Raw genomic sequence first — 19873 nt, 5'->3', positions numbered from 1 at the left:
CGGGGCTCACCGGGGCAGCAGGTGGACGCACTCGTTCTGCGCCTTCTCGAAGGCCCTGCGTTCCGCGTTGGCGACGGAGACGCGGTACTGGCCGGTCTTGGGGTCGGGGTCCTGGACCTTCATGCCGCGCTCGCGCATGCACTTGGCGAACCTGGTCACGGCGTCGACATAGGCCGCGTCCACCTTCTTGGGCGTTCCTCCGTTCTCCCACGTGGCGCAGGCCAGCTGTGCGCGGTCGAAGGCGGCGGGGTCCTTGACGGAGTAGCCCTCGTTGCCGACGGTGTCCGGGTAGTCGCTGATGCCGTGGTCACGCATGCACTCGGCGAACTTCACCGCGGCGTCGGCGGCGGGGACGGGCTGCTCGCCCGGGGGCGCGGCCTGCTGGGCGGAGCACGCGGTGGCCAGGGCGAGCAGCAGCAGGGCGGTGAGCTTCTTCACGGGTCTCCTGGGTTCGGTCAGCGGTGATGGCGAACCGAGTAGACCCGGACCGTCCTAACAGGGCGGTTACACGATCATGTTATGGCACTGTTATGCCGTATTTGGAAGGTTTGGCGCTCGGATGAAGGAGGTCTCCCTTGCGCGTACTGATCGTCGAGGACGAGCAGATGCTCGCGGACTCGATCGCCGAAGGGCTGCGTGCCGAGGCGCTCGCCGTGGACGTCGCCTACGACGGGGAGACCGCGCTCGAACAACTCGGCGTCAACGACTACGACGTGCTCGTCCTGGACCGCGACCTGCCCGGCGTGCACGGTGACGACGTGGCCAGGACCGTGGTCGGATCGGAGCTCACCGTACGGGTGCTCATGCTCACCGCCGCCTCGGACGTGTCGTCCAGGGTCTCGGGGCTGTCGCTGGGCGCCGACGACTACCTCGGCAAGCCGTTCGCCTTCGAGGAGTTGCTGGCCCGCGTGCACGCGCTGGGCCGGCGCGCGCACCGCGCCGCGCCTCCGCAACTGGAACGCTCCGGCATCCGGCTGGACCAGGCCCGCCGCGAGGTCTACCGTGACGGGCGCTACGTGGCGCTGGCCCGCAGGGAGTTCGCCCTGCTCGCCGAGCTGCTGAAGGCCGACGGCGCCGTCGTCTCCGCCGAGGAGCTGCTGGAGAAGGCGTGGGACGAGAACGCCGACCCCTTCACCAACACCGTGCGGGTCACCATGATGCGGCTGCGCCGCAAACTGGGCGAGCCGCAGGTCATCGAGACCGTCCAGGGGGCGGGGTACCGGATCCCATGAAGTTCTCCGTCCGCCTGCGGCTCACGCTGCTCTACAGCGGGATCTTCTTCGTCGTCGGCCTGCTGCTGCTGGGCCTCAGTTACATGATCGTCCGCGGCATCCTGGACGACACCCGCCTCAGGTTGCAGGCCGCCCCCGAGTTCGTGCCCAACCACGCCATCCTGGAGCCGAGCGGGAGGCTGGTGCTGGTCAACGTCTCCAGGCGGGACATGCTCAACGCCCAGCAGGACTACGAGCAGGCGACGATGTCCCGCTTCCTCATCCAGGCCGGGCTCGTCGTCGTCCTGCTGGGCGTGCTCGCCACGATCGCGGGCTGGGTGCTGAGCGGGCGCGTGCTCAAGCCTCTCTACCAGGTCACCGAGACCGCCCGGCGGGTGGCCAAGGGCCACAACCTCAACGAGCGCATCGCCTACACCGGTTCCCACCACGACGTGAAGGACCTGGCCGACACCTTCGACCTGATGCTCGCCCGCCTGGCCCATGCCTTCGACGTGCAGAAACGGTTCGTCGCCAACGCCTCCCACGAGCTGCGCACGCCGCTGACGATCAACCGTACGCTGGTGGACGTGGCGCTGCGCAGGCCGGACGCCTCCCCCGACGCCCAGCGGCTCGGCGAATCCCTCCTGGCCGTCAACACCCGGCACGAGCGCCTCATCGACGGCCTGCTCGCGCTGGCCGAGAGCGAGCGACCCGTGCTCGAACGCCACCAGTCCGTGGACCTGGCCGAGATCGCCTCCCACGTCGCCGACCACGCTGGCGAGGAGGCCGACGCCAAGGCCGTCGTCCTGCACCAGGCACTGGCACCCGCGCCGGCCGAGGGGGACCCCATCCTGCTCGAACGGCTGGTGCAGAACCTCGTGGAGAACGCCATGAGGCACAACGTCCAGGGCGGCGAGGTCTGGGTCACCACCAGGCTCAGCGACGGCGAAGCGGAGCTGTCCGTGGCCAACACCGGCCCGGTCGTGCCCGCCTACGACCTGGACGCGATCTTCGAGCCGTTCCGCCGGCTACGCGCCGACCGCGTACGCTCCGACCGCGGCACCGGCCTGGGCCTGTCCATCGTGCGCGCCACGGCCAAGGCCCACAAGGGCACGGTGACGGCCGAAGCCCGCGAGGAAGGCGGATTGACGGTGACCGTCCGCCTGCCCCTCTCGACCTCGCAACTTCTCCCCACCTGAGCGCCGCGGGCTCACCGACCGGCTCTGGACACAGACCCAGCGATGGATCCCCAGAAGGTGTCCATCGGCCGGTGGCACGTGGGTGAACTCCTCGATCCGCCCCCATCGCTCGACGAGTGCGCCCCACCTGCTGCCCGGGAACCGACAGGGCCCGGACGGCCGTGCCCGATCTCTCGCTCCTGGAAATCATCGGCTTCGTTGTCCCAGGAATGCTCATCTGCGGCCTCGCCTGGTGGACGGCGGGCCTGATCCGAATCCTCAGGCAGCGCCGCGCACTCCGGTACACGGACCGGTTCAGAGCCGAGGAGCTCACCGGACGCGTCCGCCGGCTCAAGGTCCGCGGGTATGAGGAACAAGCAATCCAGCTTGCTCAAGCCGAACTCGGCATGCCAGTGAACGTGGCCCGCTCCTGGGTCAGGTCGATCTGAGGCAGATTGGCTGCTGATCAGCCTTCGTCGGTGAGCCGCCTGTTTGCAAATCGCTCACCGAGGGGTAATCAGGCGGGTCACCGTAATCAACCGTTACCGTGACCACGTGATCGTCGAGCAGCAGGTCTACTTCATGATCCAGTCCGATGAACTGGATCCCGAGCAGATCAGCCAATATGTGGGCGTCTAGCCGGCCAGGTCCGAGGCGAAGGAATCACGACGCGGCAGAAAAAGCGGCCGCCTGTTACCGCCACGACACGAGTGGATGCTCGACTCCGGCCTCGCGGAGACCGCCTCACTCAGTGAGCAGGCGGAAGCCGTGCTGAACCAGTTGTCCGGCGCCTGGGATCGAATCGGAGAGCTGACCGCCGGCGGCGCGGCGGCCACGTTGGTCATGCTGCGATCGTTCGAGCCGGGAGAGCACTCCAGCCCGCAAGGGCTCTTTCTTGGCAGAGAAGCCATCGGTCTTCTTCACAGGGCTGGAGCCGATCTATGGATCGACGAGTACGACTTGTCGTAGGGCCGGCGATGGGGACGCTCGCACGGCACCGGGCGAGCCCGCAGAATGCACGAACCGAGCACTGAGCTCATCGCCGTCCACCGTGTACACGGTGATCAGTCGCGTTGCCCGCCGGGCCGGGACCGAGGAACGAAGCCCTGAGCCTTCGATCCCCTGGCGTGTACAACGCGGCCGGCCGCGCCCTCGCGCGGCGTCAACGGGCGAACTTCTCGATGGCTGCCGGGGTGACGGGGGTGAAGAAGTTGACGAGGTTGCCGTCGGGATCGCGGAACAACAGCGACCGGTTACCCCAGGGCATCGTGGTGGGCTCGGTGACGAAGTCGGTGACGAGGCCGGTCAGGTTCTGGTGAATGCGGTCCACGTCGTCGACGAGGAACTCGGTGATCACGCTGTGGTTGTCGGCCGGGCGGGCGGAGCCCGGGGCGAACAGGGAGACGGTGCGAGTGCCGGCGATCGCGAGAGTGGCGCCGCCCGCGGTCCTGAGTTCGGCGAAGTCCTCGGTGGCCCACGTCGCCCGCGCCCCCGTGGCTCGCTCGTAGAACTCGACCAGGCGCGCCACGTCGCCGGTGATGATGCGGATCGAGACGAAGTCCATGGAAATCTCCTTGGCTGTGCTGAAGGCGTGCACGTCGCAGACTAGGAGAAATAGGGGACATAACCGGTCCTGTATTCGAGTTAAGCTGCGAACATGCCTCGACCGGCCGCCCGCCTGCTGACACTTCTGGAGCTGCTGCAGTCGGGCGGCACCCGGACGGTGGCCGAACTCGCCGACCGGCTCGGCGTCGAAGGACGCACCGTGCGGCGGTACGTCGACCAGCTGATCGACATGGACGTGCCCGTGGAATCGGTACGCGGCCGCTACGGCGGGTACCGGCTCGCCGGCGGGTACCGCCTGCCTCCGCTCATGCTGAGCGACGACGAGGCGCTGGCCGTGCTGCTCGGCCTGGTCGCCGGCCGCCGAGCAGGGTTGGCGACGACGGAGCACGCGGCGAGCGAGACGGCATCGGCGAAGATCCGGCGGGTGCTGCCCAAGCACGTCGCCCGTCGGCTCGACACGCTCCTGGAAGCCCTCGCCTTCACGGATCAGCCCGGCGAGCCCGACACTCCGGACGCCGAGGTCCTGCTCACCGTCGCCGACGCGGTGCGCCACCGCCGGCCGGTCTCGATCCGCTACACCGACCGCGACGGACGGCGCAGCGAACGCACGCTGCACGCGTACGGGATCGTCGCCCATTCCGGCCGATGGTACGTCACGGGCAAGGACGCCCAGATCGACGAGGACCGCACCTTCCGGCTCGACCGCATCGCGGACGCCAGGATCCTGCCCGGCTCATTCGAAGCACCCGCGGGTCCCGGTCCGGCGCAGCGCGTGTTGTCCGCATTCGCCACGGCCGAGTACCGGCATGAGGTGACCCTGCGGATCAACGGGACGGTCGAGCAGATCCGCGCCCGCCTTCCCGCCAGCGTCGCGATCCTGGAGGAGGACGCGCCCGCGGCAGGCGAGGACCGGGCGACCGAGCGCTGGCTGCGCGTCGAATTGCGGGTGGAGCGGCTCGACTGGTTGCCTCCGGTCCTCGCCTCACTCGACCGTCCGTTCGTCATCGAGCGCCCCGACGAACTACGCGACCTCGTCATCGCTCTCGCCGACCGCCTCACGTCCTACGCCCGCCGGCCTGACGACGAGGACCCAACGTCATGAGACGGCACAGCCAGAGATCCCATCCCTCGGCTTCGACACGAGGCCAGCACAACGGCGACATCAGCCGGCACGAGCAGGATCCCCATCCACGCCGTACACGAGACCCTCGGCCACACCCACGTGGCAACCCGAACCCCGACCCCGCTCTCCACAGAGATCAAAAAGGCCCTCTCCCCGTACTTGGGAAGAGGGCCTTTCACGTGCGGAGGATCGGGGATTTGAACCCCGGATGGGCGGTAAACCCAAACTGCATCAGCAACTCTGATCTTGACCGTTCAGAGCAGTTCCACCTGGACCAACAGGCGTGGCAGGTTCCTCCGGAACGAGGTTGAACAGGGTTGGATTGCAACTAGAACTGCAACTAGAAATCCGTCGCTAGGTGCGACAGGGTCTCGATGATGTGTGCCGTACTCACGATCAGTCATGCCTCGTGCGAACGCACAGACCTCAGCCTGCCTGATCTTCCCGTCTGCCTCGACCCACCGTGAAGCGGCAGCGGGCCGGCGACGGAGGGGCACGCCCGTCTTCGTGTGCCCGTTCGCCGATCGCCGTTCCTCGGTCATGGGATGCCAACGGTCACAGACGGGCTTGAGCCGGAGGAGTTGGCCTGCTGGGCTTGCCTGGGTCGCGGCAGACGGGGCGATCAGGCCCGTATCAGCCAAATACGGCCCTCTGGTCGCATGTTGACGATCATCTCGGAGCCTAGCGCCCCCGCCGGAGGCATAGCGGTTTCACCGTGCATGGTGGCGACGTGACCGAGGCCTGCAGCCAGCTGATCTCATGACGGACGAGTTGCGCGGGTCACTAATCAGACCCTTTCAGGTCGACGGCGACAACCATTCTGATAGCCGTCGGCATGCCGAAGTAAGCGAGATGCATGCCGGGACGGTTACCGCTTCAGCGAAACATGTCCTCTAGGCGTTCGGCGAACTGGATAGCCTCATCCCAACCCTGGCGGACGAACGTTTCAAGCAGCGTCCTCACTGCGGTTATACACTTTGGATTGCTGACGATCAACTCGCGGTGATCAGCGAGGTAGCGTCGTATAAGCTGAAGCACTGCGCTAAGGGCCAATGGCTCTCGCGCATACTGGACGTCACCGCCAGCCGCTCGGACGGCCACGAGGAGCGCCCGCTCGGGTGCATGAATGCTGATGTGATCTAGTGTTTGGATAATATGATGAGTAACGCTGGGGTGATGCACCATACTATAGCCCTCCAGCAGCAGGAGAGCTTGTTCGGCGAACGCTTTCTGTATTATTAGGGTGGCCCGTTCTTCCTGGGACTCGTCACTATTGGCCGCACCACTCGCGTAATAGATGTTCTTAACGACGCTATTGGCGACCTTCACTGCATTGGTCACTCGTTCTGCATCCGGGGCGGCTGCCACATTCTCCTCAGTCCATGCCTCCCCAACTGCGGCGAGGGGGAGCTTGAGCAAAGCAAAAGCCCGCTGTTGTGAAACTGAGGAGTTCGCATCCCCTGGATTCAGGAAGCGCCGCAGCCAAGCCGGAATCCACTCCGCTCGACGAGGATTCTCCAACGGGCAGGATAGCCAAGACTGCAGAGTGCTGTGGGCGTAGGGGGTTCCATATTCAGCGGCCATAATGGCGAGCAGTTTTACGATCACCTCAGCGCGATCTTCGTCGCTGAGTTTTGTGTCACCAATCGGGCCTCCCGCGAGGATTGCCCATTGAGGCTTGGTGGCGATGCGCCGGAGAATCTCATCGACTTCGAGGGGGTAGGCGTCGCGATACCCGCTGAGCAGCGACACCAGCATCGCCTGCACCTGCGAGTCCATTTCAGAGCATAGCCGCACCTCGAGATCCTCAAGGGCCGCCTCTTCTGCAAAAAGGAATGGAATTGCTTCCGCGCTCAGCATTCGGTAGAGCGCATTTGGAGAGTCAAGGAAGGGGATGACGGCTGCCGATAGTTCGTCGCGAAGCTCAGCTAGCCATTCGTGCCTCCTCGCGAGAGTAGTGACGCCCGCCACGGCCTCCGAGGTGATCGTGACACCCCGTACGCGCCACCCAGATTCGACCTTGTCATGCTGCGGAGGGTTCGTTGCTGATGGCAGCGCTGCCTGGAGAACAGCCAGGACGTCGCGCCCCAAAGGCTGCCCAGGCCAAGCGAGTGCACTATGCGCAAGTTGCTGCGCTCCTCGGACCAGCAGAAAATGATCTTCTTCTGCGATTGTCTCAGATGCGTGAGTCAGGAGCTGTTGTCGCAGGGCCGGCCAACTTTCGGCAAGCTTCTCATATCCCATCCCACGGATAGCCGGGTCATGGTCGCTCGTTCTTTGGAGCGCCTCAGCAACATCGGCAGAAGGGCTCTCACCTGCGCCACCGTCGCAAGCGTTGTCATCCCGTGGTTCCCCTGCCAACCAAGGCAGTGAGTCGTCTATAAGGTCACTGTCTGCGTGATCACGAGAGAGCCGCCGGGCATCTCGGCCGCTACTGGCTAGCTCCTCTAGGTGCCGGAGCGCTTCAGGTTCGCTGACCTTCCTAAGATCGAGTGCGCCTAGAAGCGCATCGCGTTGGCCGCGCTGCCAATCCTGCCTGCGGGGATCGTCAACCTCGTCGGCCTCTAGGCTCGTAGCGCTGAGGATCGCTGCCTCGATCCGACGGTGAATCGCAATGTCAAGTTCTGGCGATAGGCGAGCGGCTACGAGCCCCGCTGCGCCCCGCGTCTGGTCTCGCTCGAAGATGCCAGTTTCCAGCGCCGGAACAAGCAGATGCGCGAGAGCTGGCGATTCGGCGTTGGCCGCCTGCATCAGGAGACGCTGCCAGACCTCGCCATGCGACAAGGCGGAGATCATGAGCTGGACAACCCGGCGAAGCTCCTGCTGGTCGACGCTGCCGTTTCTTTCAGCGTTCGTCAGCCCTGAGCTCGCGCGCTCAGTGCTCGCCTGCAGCTCAACGATGACGGCGTCGACAGCTGTGTCCAGCTCGGAGTGTCCTCCCGCGTACCGCAGAGTATCGCCGTAGCGAATGCGTGGCCTTCGGCCAGTATCAGTGCTGCGGTCGTACTGGAACATCCGTGGTACTTCTACAATCCTTATGAGCATCCGAACGGCAGTCTCAAGATTGGCGGATGCAACCTCGGGAAGGTTCTTGCAAACGCTCCAGCGGAGGTGATTCAGATCTTGCTGAAGATTGCTAGTGAGTCCAAGAATCTGACTATCTGAAATTCTGGTAACCTGCTGCCGGTCTTCCTCGTACTCCCAGGGCGCTGCCGCGATTTCAACAGCAAGTTCTGCATTTCTCTTAGCGATATCCGGCAGACACTCAATGAGCACTCTGGCTATCTCGAAACCCCATGCTCGCAGCACTTCATGTGAAATTGCGGTACGCACGATCTGCTCGCAACCAGTTCCGTCGAGGGAAACTGCGCGAGCGAGAGGCCATGCAAGCATCTTCCCAATTCGCGCTCGGGCAGGATCGTTGATGTCATCCAAGGCCACAGTCATGCAGTCACCGACGACCTGCACCCAAGGATCTGTCGCTTCTGTGTCGGGCCGGGATATTTCAGAGCCAGCCGCCCGTCTGAGCAGCTGGGCGGCGTCCAGCGCAAGGGAGACGTCATCGGTGGCGCGAGCCGCACGGGCAAGGTCTCCAACAAATGGCGAGAATGCCCTGAAAAGGCTGGGCTGCAAATCCGAGTTGGCTATCGCGGCAGCGATCAAGAATGCCATGCGGCGAGCGTTAGACTCCGGGTTCTCACGGGCTCCCGAAGCGGGAGTGCCGCACAAGCATGCTTCCGCAAGGCGAGCCAAGTCATCGGGTGAACGAAGTTCGCGGCTACATGCGGCGGCCGCTGCAGCGGCGGCTAGGTGATGCCCTGATGTCTCGGCGTTGAGCCTGAGGGCGAGCCGCCAGAACTCTTGCCTTGTCGGGTCATTTCGCCAGGCGACGGCCAGCCGGTAGTCCAAGCTGGGCCGCAGGAGCAGTGCCAAGTTGGGCTCAGTGTCCAACTGATCTGCAAGGCTCTCTGCGCGGGAGGTGTCGCCGAGCGCCAAAATGCCGGCCGCAAAGTCGAAAAGCACTGGATGGCTGAATGCGATCGGCGGCTGTGGCTGGCCAATCGCCTGCGGCAAGTCACGGAGCACGCCGTCGCTTACCAAGCCCTGCAAAGCAGCGGCATCGGCCTGAGGCAGGGGAGTGACCTGCTGTCGGCGATCAGCGATCATCTGCGCAACGACCTGTGCGAGTGTTGAAGCTCGCTCCCACGGATTCCTGCCACCTTCGACTATCCGCACCCGCCAGTAGCGGTCGAGCAAGTCAAGCCGGTTGCGAATGCTGCTGGGCTCGAGGAGGACGCCGTCAGCAAGCAACTGCGAGGCGATGTCCAAGTTGAACGGGTTACTCAAGAGCTGCTGCATCCTGCTTCCGGCGGCTCGGAGGAGGTCGGCAAGCGCGGGACTTTCTTGCAGAAGGCTCTCCAGCTCCCTTGGTGGCAGGTCCTCGACCAGAAGGTGGCGGACGCTCTGAAGCGAGGAATCATAATGAGCAGGGTCGACGGGCGCGCCGCGGAACATCGCACGCCATTTGTGGCCGTTGCGCAGGTCGAAGCGCCGGACAGTGGCAACGATCTCCCAGCGGCTGCCTCCAAGCTGCTTGGCCAGCATTGGCAGCCACTGCGAGGGATTCTCCCCACGGGTCTGGTCCAGGCCATCCAGCAGTAGCCTGCCGGGATGAGTCCCTGACCAGCCCAGCAAGATGTCCTTGAGGTCGTGCTCGAGGTTCAGCTCCATGCGGGTCTGGCCAGCGGACGCTCTCAGCTGCTCAGCGCTCAGAAGGACGACGTCGTTTCCCTGATTGACCAGATCGGTAGCCAACTGGCAGAGCAGTGCCGTCTTGCCTGTACCAGGCTCACCGGTCAGCGCGAAGCTGCCCTCCGCAGCGTGCAGGGTCGGCCCCACTTCTCGCTCAAGCGTCAGGCCTCCTTCGGGAGTCGTGAGGGTGAGGGCACTACCGAGCACCGCAATGTTGTTTCTGGTCACCTGCCGTAGGTGAGCAATGTCTCTTCGCAACCGAGTTACTGGCCTGAGGCGGAAGCGTCGTTCTTCGAGTTTGGCTACTAGTGCGTCGCGGTCAATCCATCTTTGGCTCTCCCCGAGTTCGTGGCCGATGGAGACCAGCGCCTCCCAGAGGTCGCGCGCTTGGTCCTGGTCGACCAGCATGTCGCTGAGCATCACCTGAACCGTTTGGTATTCGAGCCCATCGTCGCGCAGGTTCAGGGCTCGGACGACGAGGGGGCGGAGGAGCCGCCGCAGGGTGGCCTCATCGGCTGGCCCGCCTTTGCATTCCTCCCATAGCCGCCGAAGATGGGCGAGAAGCACGCTGAGAGCCTCACGCTCAGGTTGATTGGTAGCAGTTTCCTCTAGGGGAACCACCTCAGGATTGGTGCGCAGGCGATCCGTCACTCTAGCCAGGTGATCCCTGACGGTAGCTGGCGTGTGTTCATCACTAAGCAACAGCACTAGGTCGAGATTCCGGTCAAGGGACCGCAGCATGTGTTGGTTCGGCGGTGAGCTAGGAACCTCGTCGATTACGGCGTCCACGAGTTGCCGAAGTGCCTCAGCCAGCGCGCCGTCTTCAGCTCTGGTGAGCTGAAGTCTCTTCTTTGCCTGGACCATCAGCCAACCGCCCGCATCTGTGACGGCGCCGACGTCGTCGACGGGCCGCGCGGTCTGGCTGCCAACACCGACTATGCGGTGGCCGGAGGCCCAGCCAGGCAGTCGGCCCTCAGTCAGTAGGTGCGCTGCGAACCAGGCCAAGCAGCGATCCTCATGTCCGACACCCCCCGAGGTTCCGGCCCCGCCCGTCGATGACCGTGTCACTGCTTCATTCCTCCCGCTTCCTCCGCCCCATCTTTGCGGAATCAGTCAGGCGACGGAGGCGAGACGCGTGTAGTAGGACCGAAGATTGGCCACGGGCTGTGGCCGCAGCCGCCTCGGCTGGGCTGCCTCTTGAAACCGCTCCTAACTACCCGCTTTGGCGCCCTCGCCGCTCCGACTTCAACCGGCAACTCGTCCATCAGGCCCCTCGCGCTGCGACGGTTCGACATCGTCACCGGCAAGGCCGAGATCATCGACGTGCCGTGCGGCTCCACCCTGGACAGCAAGTGCCCGCCGTGTGCCAAGCGCAACCGGCAGCTCCGCATGGCCCAATGCCGCGAGGGCTGGCACCTCGACACCGAACCTGCCATCACCCCGAACGAGCCGAACGAGGAACAGCGCTGGCTGGTCGAGTTCCGCGCCGACATGCAGGCCAAGCGCGACGCCGCCGCACAAGCCGGCGACGACACCACCGACCTGGACGCCGTCCTCGCGGGCCTGGACGAGGAGATCAACGCCGCCGGAATGCGAGGCAGCGTCACCGGATCCGCGGTGCCCAAGCACTCCCGATCGACCCGGCGGCGTCAGGACGCTCCCGATCTGCCCAAGCGCAAGATGACGGGCACCACTCTGGGACGCACCTTCCACGCGTCCGATGGCAAGGTCTACCGGCCGTCCCTGTTCGTCACGCTTACCCTGCCCAGCTACGGCAAGGTCCGTAATGGTGTCCCGCTCGACCCGGACGCCTACGACTACCGGCGGGCTGCTCGGGACGCGCTGCACTTCTCCAAGCTGGTGGACCGGTTCGTGCAGAACCTGCGCCGCGTTGCGGGCTATGACGTGCAGTACTTCGTTTCGGTGGAGCCTCAGAAGCGGCTGGCGCCGCACCTGCACATGGCCATCCGGGGCACCCTCCCGCGTGCGGAGATCAAGCAGATAGCCGCCGCCACCTACCATCAGGTCTGGTGGCCGCAGGCTGACGAAGTGCGTTTCGACGGTGACCATCTGCCCGTCTGGGACGAGCAGGCCGGCTACCTCGACCCGGCCACCGGCGAGGTTCTGCCCACCTGGGACGAGGCTCTCGACGCCCTGGACGAGGACGCCGAACCCCTCCACGTGCTGCGCTTCGGCGATCAGGTGGACGTGCAAGGCGTTCTCGCCGGTACGCCGGACGCCGACCAGTGCATCCGCTACCTGTCCAAGTACCTGACCAAGTCTCTGGGTGACGCTCTCGACGGCGACCAGGCCCAGCGCGAGCACGCCGCCCGCATGGTCAACGCCCTCCGCTACGAACCCTGCTCGCCCACCTGCCCGAACTGGCTGCGCTACGGCGTCCAGCCCAAGAACGCCAAGGCTGGGATGGCTCCGGGCCGATGCCGGTCCAAGGCGCACAAGCCCGAACACCTCGGCTACGCCGGGCGCCGCGTCCTGGTCTCCCGCAAGTGGTCCAACTAGGCACTCGCCGAACACAAGCAGGATCGCCGCACCTGGATGCTGGAAGCCCTCGGCCAGGCCGACCAGCCCACCGACCCGCACCGCTACATCTGGCGACCGGTCCCGGCCGGAGACGCCAACGTCCCTCCCCTCGCCGTACGCCTGCTACGCACTGTCGCCGAACGGCAGCGCTGGCGAGCCCACCTCAGAGAGCTGGAGGCCAGAGCAGCCGGTCAAGATCTTTCGGCGATTCGGGAGGAGGCAGCCTGATGGATCCCTTGTTCTACCGCCCCAAGGATGCGGCGACCGTCCTCGGCATGAGCCGGACGGCTGTCTTCCGGTTGATCAAGTCGGGTGAACTCCGATCGATCAAGCACAACGGCTATCGGCTGATCCCTGCCGCTGCTCTCGTGGACTACGCCCGCGCCCTTGAGGCTCAGGCGTCCAGGGAGGTGGCGTAAGTGACTGGGAGGAAGCCGAACGGCCGCTCGTCCATCTTCCTTGGCAAGGACGGTCTGTGGCACGGCTGGGTGACGGTCGGCATCAAGCCGGATGGGTCGCCTGATCGCCGCCACCGCAAGGGCAAGACTGAGGCGGAGGTGACGCGCAAGGTTCGTGAACTGGAGAACCAGCGAGAGTCGGGCCGAGTGAGCAAGGCGGGCCGTGCTCCTACTGTCGCCGAGTGGATGGCGGAGTTCCTCGATGTGATCTGTGAGCGCCTGGTCCTCTCGGACAAGATGGCGCCTCGCACGCTGACGGACTACCATCCAAGGCAAGGAATTGGATCGTGCCGCTCCTCGGGAAGCACCGGCTGGACCGGCTCACGCCCGAGCACCTCGATGCCGCGTACACGACGATGTTGGAAGAGGGCCTCTCCTCCAGCAGCGTGCTCAAGGTTCACCGGATCTTGTCCCGTGCTCTCACGATCGCCGTTCGGCGGGGCCGCATCGCCCGCAACGTGGCCACGCTGGTCGACGCGCCGTCCGCCATCACGACGGAGATCGAACCGCTGACCGGGGAAGAGGCTCGACGCATCCTCGACGTCGCCAAGACCAAGAGGAACGGCGCGCGGTGGTCCGTCGCCCTCGCTCTCGGCATTCGTCAGGGTGAGGCCCTCGGGCTCCGCTGGTCGTACGTCAATCTGGAGACCGGAGAGGTGCGGGCGTGGTTCCAGATTCAGCGGTCAGAATGGCAGCACGGCTGCGGCAATCCGCACGCCTGCGGAGAGAAGTGGCATCGCAAGGCGTGCAGGAAGAACTGCAAGGAACACCGGCACGGGAGCGACTGCCGGCCAACCTGCAAGAAGCGCGCTCACCGCTGCTGCAAGCGCCCGTGCCCGAAGGACTGCACGAGCCACGCCGACAAGTGCCCGCAGCGCACCGGCGGCGGCCTCATCTTTCGGCAACGCAAGGGCAAGAGCAGGCTCACGCTCCAGTGCCCTCCGGCCCTTCTGTCCCTCCTACGGGCGCACAAGAAGCTCCAGGCCGCGGAACGGCTGAAGGCTGGGGACAGGTGGACCGATCATGATCTGGTCTTCACGACGAAGCTCGGCGGCCCGATCGAGCGTACGGAGGACTGGAAGCAGTGGAAGGCCATCCTCAAGCAGGCCGGCGTCCGGGACGCCAGAGTGCATGACGCCAGGCACACCGCGGCGACCCTGTTGATAGAGCAGGGCGTCCACATCCGCGTCGTACAGGAGATCCTCGGCCACACTCGGGTCACCACCACCGAGCGCTACACCCACGTGGCGACCCTCCAGATGAAGGACGCCAGTGAACGCATGGGCGCCGCGCTCTGGGGATCGCCCTGAGGGCAACTGCAACCCGAACTGCAACCCGGCTGTCCACAGAGATCAAGAAGGCCCTCTCCCCGTACTTGGGAAGAGGGCCTTTCACGTGCGGAGGATCGGGGATTTGAACCCCGGATGGGCGGTAAACCCAAACCGCATTAGCAGTGCGGCGCCATAGACCTGACTAGGCGAATCCTCCTGGTAGCCAGTGCGGCTCAGCACAGCGTACCGGCCTTCTGGCGAGGCGGCAAAGTGATTGCGCCGTTCGCCTTCGCCAAAGTCATCCACAGCCTGTGGGTAACCGGCTGTGGATGAAGCCCGCCCTGGACGTGGGCGGGCTTCGAAGCTGTGGATAACCCTACTGCGGGGGTACGGGATCAAGCGGCCGGGTTGGCCTCGCCCTCGATCTCGATCTTGACCTTCTTGCCGACCAGGACGCCGCCGGTCTCCAGGGCCTGGTTCCAGGTCAGGCCGAAGTCCTCGCGGTCGAACTCCGTGGTGATCGAGAAGCCCCACACCGCGGCACCCCAGGGGTTGGTGCCGGCGCCGCCGTACTCGACCTTGAGCTCGACCTCCTTGGTGACGTCGCGGACGGTCAGGTCGCCGACGACGGTGAACTCGTCGCCGGAGTGGCCGACCACGCGGGTGCTCCTGAAGGTGATCTCCGGGTACTTGTCGGCCGACAGGAAGTCGTCGCTGCGCAGGTGGCCGTCACGGTCGGGGGCGCCGGTGTTGATGCTCTCGGTCTTGATCGTCAGCTCGGCGGAGGACTCCAGGGGGTTCTCGGCGATCGTGACCGAGCCGTTGAAGGAGTCGAAGTGGCCGCGGACCTTGCTGACCATCATGTGCTTGACGACGAAGCCGATGCGGGTGTGGGCGGCGTCGAGGTTGTAGGTGCCGGCGGCCGGAATGGTCAGGCTCTCCCAGGTACGGGTGCTCATGAAGGTCTCCTCGTAGCGCTTCTCGTGATGCCTGCTGTGCGGATATCTGAGGCAACAAATGTCTACACGAGGAATATTCCGCGCGTCAACTAACGTCGGTTATGGTGTGAGCGTGATGAACTTTGACGACGCCCGACTGACGGCCCTGGGGCTGCTGGCCGAGGTGCACGCCGGCCTCATGGCCCGCCTGCATCCCGTGCTGGCCGGCGCGGGGTTGTCGGAGATCGACTTCGAGACCGTCATCCGGCTGGCCCGCTCCCCCGAGCAGCGGCTGCGCATGAGCGATCTCGCCGCGCAGACCGGCCTGTCCACCAGTGGCGTGACCCGGGTCGTCGATCGGCTCGAACGGGAGGGGCTGGTGGCCAGGCAGGCGTGTGCCAGCGACCGGCGGGCCTCCTACGCGGTCCTCACCGAGGCCGGGCGGGAGCGGCTGGAGTCGGTGCTGCCGCAGCACGTCCAGGACATCGAGGACTCCTTCACCGGGCTGCTGGAGACCGATGAACTGGCGGCCTTCCTGTGCAGCCTGAGGAAAATCAGGGACGTGGTACGCCCCTGCGCCACCGCCGGAGCGGAGGCAGGCGAGCCCGCCGAGCCGGCCGAGACAGCCGAGCCGACCGAGACAGCCGAGCCGGCCGAGCCGGCCGGGTGTCCGGAAGAGGCCGGGGCCGGCGCCGGGGCCAGGCGCGACGACGCGGCCCGGGCCGCCGGAACGTACCGCCCCTAGAACGCCCGGAAAGCCCCGGAGTGCCCCTTAGAACGTTCCCGGAGCTAGGTCCCGGCCTCCGACAGGCCCAGGGCGGCGCGGAGCTTGCCCATCGCCCGGGACACCGTGCTCTTCACCGTCCCCACGCTGATGCCCAGCGTACGGGCGATCTCCGGCTCGGTCATGTCCTCGTAGTACCGCAGCACGATCGCCGCCCGCATCCGCTCGGGCAGCTCCTCCAGAGCCCGCTCCAGCCGCTCGTGCACCTCCTCGCAGGGCGTCTGCTCGGCCGACGGGACCACCACCTCGGGCAGCTCGTCCCCGGACGGGTACTCCTCCAGCCTGCGCCGCCGCCACTGCGAGATGTTGATGTTGACCATCGCCCGCCGCACGTACCCGTCCAGCGCGCCCCGGTCCTCGATGCGCTCCCACGCCTGGTACGTCTTGGTGAGCGCGTTCTGCAGCAGGTCCTCGGCGTCCAGGGGGTGCCCGGTGAGCTGGTGGGCGGCGCGCAGCAGGGCCGGACCGCGGGTCATGACGTACTCGCGGAACTCCTCTTCCCCATTCGTGGTCTGCATCGTGGCCAGAATCGCAGCCGGATGCCCTTTTAGGGCTGAACTGCAATTCAGGTTTCGGCCCGCCGAGCACAAAGGTCCGTCCAGGTCGGTGGCGGTTCTTCCACCGCCGGATGTCAGGTCACTTCCCCGGGGATGCGTATTTTGCTCTCATATGTTCCGCTCGGCGGAACCCGCTCGCCAGTCGTGTGACCCTAGTAACAGAGCAAGGGAGGGGCGGATGGGGGATGCGAGCGTTGAGCGCCGCAGGGTGCTCGCCGCGGCCGCGCTCGGCCGCGAACCCGGGGTGCCGGGCCCGGCCGAGCCCGCCGGCGAGCCGTGGCGGGCGGTGGCCGGCCAGATCCTCGACGTCAGCCCGCACCTCGTCATCATCGAGACCCCGGCGGGCACCGAGGAGCGCCTGGTGATCGCGCCCTGGGCGACGGCCTGGCACGGCGCCGACATCGCCCCCGCGGAGCTGCCCGTGGGCGCCATGGTCGTGATGCGCACCCTGCGCGAGGGCCGCGTCGTGGAGCGCGTCTGGGCCGACACCACGCGCCTCACCGGAACGATCCAGTCGATCAGCGGGCGCAAGGACCTCATCGTGGAGCTCGACTGCGGGCCGCACCGCGGGCACCGCACGATCGTCATCCCCTACCGGGCGTCCGGGCGGTTACAGGTCCGGCATCCCAAGTTCGAGCCCGGCTACCTGTTCGACGCGATCGGCGTGCGGCGTGACGGCATGGGGGTGGCGCTGCTGCCGGCGACCTCGCAACCGCCGTACCCGGCCCGTGCCGTGCCGCCCCCGCCGCCCGCCTACGCCGGCGTCCAGCAACGCATCGCCGGCCCCGCCACCTGGTCGGACGCCTTCGACGAGGAGGAGCGCGGCGCCGCCTACCCCATGCTCGAAAGCTCCGACACCGGCTGCGCCGAGGCCGGCCTGTCCTGCGCGGGCCTGCCCTACCTGGCGATCGGCTCGCTCCTTCAGGTCAGGAACGTCTGCTCGGGCCGCTCGGCCAACGTGCCGGTGGTGGCGTGCGGGTGCCTGGCCGGGCGGTTCTGCGACCGGTGCGTCGAGTGCGACACCTCGCCGCGCGGGCGGGTGGCGGAGCTGTCGCCGTACTCCTATGTGGAGCTCGGCGGCGATCTGGTGAAAGGCTGCTTCAACGCTCAGATCGGATTGGGGTGACACGGGTGCTGGAATCGCAACTGCCGATCCTCATCGTGCTGCTCGGGCTGGGCACGATGGCGAAAGTGATCACGGTACGGTCCGGCGGCGAGCCCGGCTCGCTGGCCCGGCTCGGCCCGGCCGTGCTGATGCCCGGCCGGCTGCAGGTGCCCTCGCTGCTGGTGTGCGCGGCCGGGGAGGTGTTCCTGGCGACGGGGTTGCTGCTGAGCACGCATCCCTTCTTCCGGTGGGGCACGGTGGCGTTCTTCGCGCTGTCCACGTACGTGCTGCTGGAGCTGCGCAGGCGGCGGCCCGACGCGGGCTGCGGCTGCTTCGGCGAGGTGAGCTCGACGCCGGTCGGGCTGCGCTCGATCGGCCGGACGGTGGCGTTGACCGGGATGGCGATGGTGTCGGTGTGGGCACCGGTGCCGGGCTGGACGGCCATGACCCATCCGTCGTGGCTGACGGCGGCGGGGGTGGCGGTGCTGGCCCTGCTGTCGCCGGAGATCGAGGAGCTGATCGACCGCGTACGCTACCGCGCCCCCTGCGAGCAGCGCCGCGGCCCCGCCGAGTCCGCCACCCTCGCCAGGCTGCGGGCGAGCGGCCCGTGGCGCGCCCACCGGGACGAGCTGGTCTCGCCCGAGCCGTACGACAGCTGGCGCGAGCTGTGCTGGCGTTTCTTCGCCTTCCGCAACCACCAGCGGGACGACGTGGTGTTCGCGGTCTACCTGAGCGGCCGCCGCCCGGCGGTGCGGATGGCCGTGGTCAGCGGCGAGGACAGCGGCTCCATGCCGGAATATACGCCTGTATCGGCCTGACGCTAGAGAGCCCTAGATTCCTCTCGACAGGCGATAGGCGATAGGCGACAGGCGACAGGCGACAGGCAGGCGGATATGACTCTATTGGGCTATCTAGCTTCCCCTCTAGACAACCCAATAGAGGACTAGGAGCGCGCCCGGCTCACACCGGCTGGGCGCGCAGGAACTTGCCGAAGTGCGGCACCGTGAACGCGATCAACCCGCGCTCGGCGCTGTAGATCAGCCCCTTCTTGATCAGGCTGTCGCGGGCGGGCGACAGGCTCGACGGTTTGCGGCCCAGCGCCTCGGCCACCTCGGCGGTGGCGACCGGCTCGTCGCCGATCCGGGCCATGGCGTGCATGTAGTCGCGCTCGGCGGGGGTGGCCCGCTCGTAGCGGCTGCCGAAGAAGCCGACCGCGAGCTCCTCCTCGGCCTCGGGCGCCGAGACCTTGACGTCCTGGAGGGTGATCGGGCTGCGCGGCGCGAGGTCCCAGGCGACCTTGCCGTACGCCTGCACGAAGTAGGGGTAACCGTCGGCGGCCTCGTAGAGGGCGTCGAGCGCCTCCTGGGTGAACTCCACCTCCTCCTCGCGGGCGGGCAGGATCAGTGCCAGGTCGGCCGCGTCCCGGTCGAGCTTGTCGATGCGCGCGTAGCGGAAGAGCCGTTCGGAATAGCTCTTGCTGGCCGACAGCACGCTCGGCAGGTGCGGCAGCCCCGCGCCCACGACGATGAGCGGGCCGCCCGACTGCGACAGCTCGTGGCAGGCGGCACAGAGGGCGGAGACGTCGGCGGCCGGGACGTCCTGCATCTCGTCGATGAACAGCGCGATGCCGACGGACAGGTCGGTCGCCACGCCCGCGGCGTCCACGAACAGCTCGGTGAGGTCGATCTCCAGGTCGCCCGAGTCGGCGCGCCCGCGGCTGGCGGGCACCTCGATGCCGGGCGACCAGTGGGACGTGCCCTTGGCCGCGGACGGGTCGCGCATCGCGAACGCCTTGAGCACCCCGAGGAACTCCTCGATGCGCTCGGGCGCGCGGTGGCGCGGCGCCAGCTCGCGGATGGCCATGTGCAGCGCGGCCGCCACGGGACGGCGGATCGACTGCTCGGGCCGGGCCTCGATCTTGCCCGTGCCCCACAGCCGCTGCATGGCCATGGACTTGAACGTGTTGAGCAGGACGGTCTTGCCGACGCCCCGCAGGCCGGTGATGACCATGCTGCGCTCGGGCCGGCCGCGGGCGACGCGTTCGAGCACGACCTCGAACTGCCGCAGCTCTCGGTCACGGCCGGCGAGCTCCGGGGGACGCTGTCCGGCGCCGGGAGCGTAGGGGTTTCGCACAGGGTCCACGCTCTCGGACTTTATTGCCGGATATAGCGGCCGTCTTAGATTGGGGAAGAAGGTGCTACGGCGTGTCCGGGCGGGCGCGGACGCGAGCACCGTCATCAGGACACACCCCCTCTCACCAGGCCGAACCCTTGTTCGATTGCCGTCCCCCCGACTGTAGCGCGGACTCGAACACCTATGCGATGGTTTCAAGTAAAAGATCTTCGCGGCAGTGGCCACCTTTCCGTTCGGCGGGCCACGGGCCGGCGGT

At 66.6% G+C, this 19873-nt stretch carries 18 protein-coding genes, 1 tRNA gene and 1 pseudogene; 12 read left to right on the top strand and 8 right to left on the bottom strand.

Annotated elements, in window-relative coordinates; translation table 11 throughout:
* Positions 1-6: 6 nt before the first annotated feature.
* Positions 7-438, bottom strand: coding sequence for a hypothetical protein (locus AB0H75_RS39935; protein WP_367805222.1), 432 nt, complete (start codon positions 436-438; stop codon positions 7-9).
* A gap of 137 nt (positions 439-575) precedes the next feature.
* On the opposite strand from AB0H75_RS39935, the gene AB0H75_RS39930 reads away from it, so the two are divergent.
* The 3 genes from AB0H75_RS39930 (at position 576) to AB0H75_RS39920 (ending at position 2838) form a co-directional block, all read left to right on the top strand.
* Positions 576-1232, top strand: coding sequence for a response regulator transcription factor (locus AB0H75_RS39930; protein ID WP_367805220.1), 657 nt, complete (start codon positions 576-578; stop codon positions 1230-1232).
* On the top strand, positions 1229-2410 hold the full coding sequence (locus AB0H75_RS39925; RefSeq protein ID WP_367805218.1) for a sensor histidine kinase: 1182 nt from the start codon (positions 1229-1231) through the stop codon (positions 2408-2410). Before AB0H75_RS39930 ends, AB0H75_RS39925 begins: the two co-directional genes overlap by 4 nt.
* Before the next feature lie 161 nt (positions 2411-2571).
* Positions 2572-2838: a hypothetical protein gene (locus tag AB0H75_RS39920; protein ID WP_367805216.1), complete on the top strand. Its 267-nt coding sequence runs from the start codon at positions 2572-2574 to the stop codon at positions 2836-2838.
* Here AB0H75_RS39920 and AB0H75_RS39915 read toward each other — a convergent pair.
* Entirely contained in the window at positions 2825-3013 is a 189-nt protein-coding gene (locus AB0H75_RS39915; protein WP_367805214.1) for a hypothetical protein, read from the bottom strand. The genes AB0H75_RS39920 and AB0H75_RS39915 overlap by 14 nt on opposite strands.
* A 39-nt stretch (positions 3014-3052) precedes the next feature.
* Here AB0H75_RS39915 and AB0H75_RS39910 point away from each other — a divergent pair.
* Positions 3053-3358 (top strand): annotated as a pseudogene (locus AB0H75_RS39910) (DUF4279 domain-containing protein); the annotation flags it as partial.
* A gap of 193 nt (positions 3359-3551) precedes the next feature.
* On the opposite strand, the gene AB0H75_RS39905 reads toward AB0H75_RS39910, so the two are convergent.
* A complete protein-coding gene (locus AB0H75_RS39905; RefSeq protein WP_367805212.1) occupies positions 3552-3953 on the bottom strand; it encodes a VOC family protein in 402 nt (133 codons plus the stop codon).
* 93 nt (positions 3954-4046) lie between these two features.
* On the opposite strand from AB0H75_RS39905, the gene AB0H75_RS39900 reads away from it, so the two are divergent.
* Positions 4047-5057, top strand: a complete 1011-nt coding sequence (locus AB0H75_RS39900; protein WP_367805210.1) for a helix-turn-helix transcriptional regulator — start codon at positions 4047-4049, stop codon at positions 5055-5057.
* 897 nt (positions 5058-5954) lie between these two features.
* Here the strand turns inward: AB0H75_RS39900 and AB0H75_RS39895 are convergent.
* Positions 5955-10835, bottom strand: coding sequence for a hypothetical protein (locus AB0H75_RS39895; RefSeq protein ID WP_367805208.1), 4881 nt, complete (start codon positions 10833-10835; stop codon positions 5955-5957).
* Between the two features lie 192 nt (positions 10836-11027).
* Here AB0H75_RS39895 and AB0H75_RS39890 point away from each other — a divergent pair, with 192 nt between their 5' ends.
* From AB0H75_RS39890 to AB0H75_RS39875, 4 genes are all read left to right on the top strand, one after another.
* A complete protein-coding gene (locus AB0H75_RS39890) occupies positions 11028-12350 on the top strand; it encodes a replication initiator (protein ID WP_367805206.1) in 1323 nt (440 codons plus the stop codon).
* A gap of 36 nt (positions 12351-12386) precedes the next feature.
* Positions 12387-12599 (top strand): hypothetical protein, encoded by a 213-nt coding sequence (locus AB0H75_RS39885; protein ID WP_367805204.1) that lies wholly within the window; start codon positions 12387-12389, stop codon positions 12597-12599.
* Complete coding sequence (locus AB0H75_RS39880; RefSeq protein WP_367805202.1) at positions 12599-12790, top strand: helix-turn-helix domain-containing protein; 192 nt, start codon at positions 12599-12601, stop codon at positions 12788-12790. The genes AB0H75_RS39885 and AB0H75_RS39880 overlap by 1 nt, the downstream gene beginning before the upstream one ends.
* 326 nt (positions 12791-13116) lie before the next feature.
* Entirely contained in the window at positions 13117-14139 is a 1023-nt protein-coding gene (locus AB0H75_RS39875) for a tyrosine-type recombinase/integrase (protein ID WP_367805200.1), read from the top strand.
* 88 nt (positions 14140-14227) lie between these two features.
* Here the strand turns inward: AB0H75_RS39875 and AB0H75_RS39870 are convergent.
* Together AB0H75_RS39870 and AB0H75_RS39865 are read right to left on the bottom strand one after the other, a co-directional pair.
* Positions 14228-14317: transfer RNA gene (locus AB0H75_RS39870), tRNA-Ser, on the bottom strand.
* Between the two features lie 178 nt (positions 14318-14495).
* Positions 14496-15059 carry a YceI family protein gene (locus tag AB0H75_RS39865; RefSeq protein WP_367805198.1) on the bottom strand — a complete coding sequence of 188 codons (564 nt, stop codon included), beginning with the start codon at positions 15057-15059 and terminating at the stop codon, positions 14496-14498.
* Positions 15060-15174: 115 nt separating this feature from the next.
* Here AB0H75_RS39865 and AB0H75_RS39860 point away from each other — a divergent pair, with 115 nt between their 5' ends.
* The gene (locus AB0H75_RS39860; RefSeq protein WP_367805432.1) at positions 15175-15783 is read left to right on the top strand and encodes a MarR family winged helix-turn-helix transcriptional regulator; all 609 of its coding nucleotides are present in this window, start codon (positions 15175-15177) and stop codon (positions 15781-15783) included.
* A gap of 44 nt (positions 15784-15827) precedes the next feature.
* Here the strand turns inward: AB0H75_RS39860 and AB0H75_RS39855 are convergent, their stop codons facing one another.
* Positions 15828-16340 (bottom strand): SigE family RNA polymerase sigma factor, encoded by a 513-nt coding sequence (locus tag AB0H75_RS39855; protein ID WP_367805196.1) that lies wholly within the window; start codon positions 16338-16340, stop codon positions 15828-15830.
* Positions 16341-16557: 217 nt separating this feature from the next.
* Between AB0H75_RS39855 and AB0H75_RS39850 the strand changes: the two genes are divergently transcribed.
* Both AB0H75_RS39850 and AB0H75_RS39845 read left to right on the top strand, forming a co-directional pair.
* The gene (locus AB0H75_RS39850; protein WP_367805194.1) at positions 16558-17505 is read left to right on the top strand and encodes a hypothetical protein; all 948 of its coding nucleotides are present in this window, start codon (positions 16558-16560) and stop codon (positions 17503-17505) included.
* Between the two features lie 5 nt (positions 17506-17510).
* A complete protein-coding gene (locus AB0H75_RS39845) occupies positions 17511-18302 on the top strand; it encodes a MauE/DoxX family redox-associated membrane protein (RefSeq protein WP_367805192.1) in 792 nt (263 codons plus the stop codon).
* A 142-nt stretch (positions 18303-18444) separates the two neighbouring features.
* Here AB0H75_RS39845 and AB0H75_RS39840 read toward each other — a convergent pair whose 3' ends face one another.
* On the bottom strand, positions 18445-19626 hold the full coding sequence (locus tag AB0H75_RS39840) for an AAA family ATPase (protein ID WP_367805190.1): 1182 nt from the start codon (positions 19624-19626) through the stop codon (positions 18445-18447).
* Positions 19627-19873: the final 247 nt, after the last annotated feature.

The sequence above is a fragment of the Nonomuraea sp. NPDC050783 genome, from assembly GCF_040802095.1.
Taxonomy (GTDB): domain Bacteria; phylum Actinomycetota; class Actinomycetes; order Streptosporangiales; family Streptosporangiaceae; genus Nonomuraea.
This window is presented reverse-complemented; position numbering and strand designations above follow the sequence as displayed.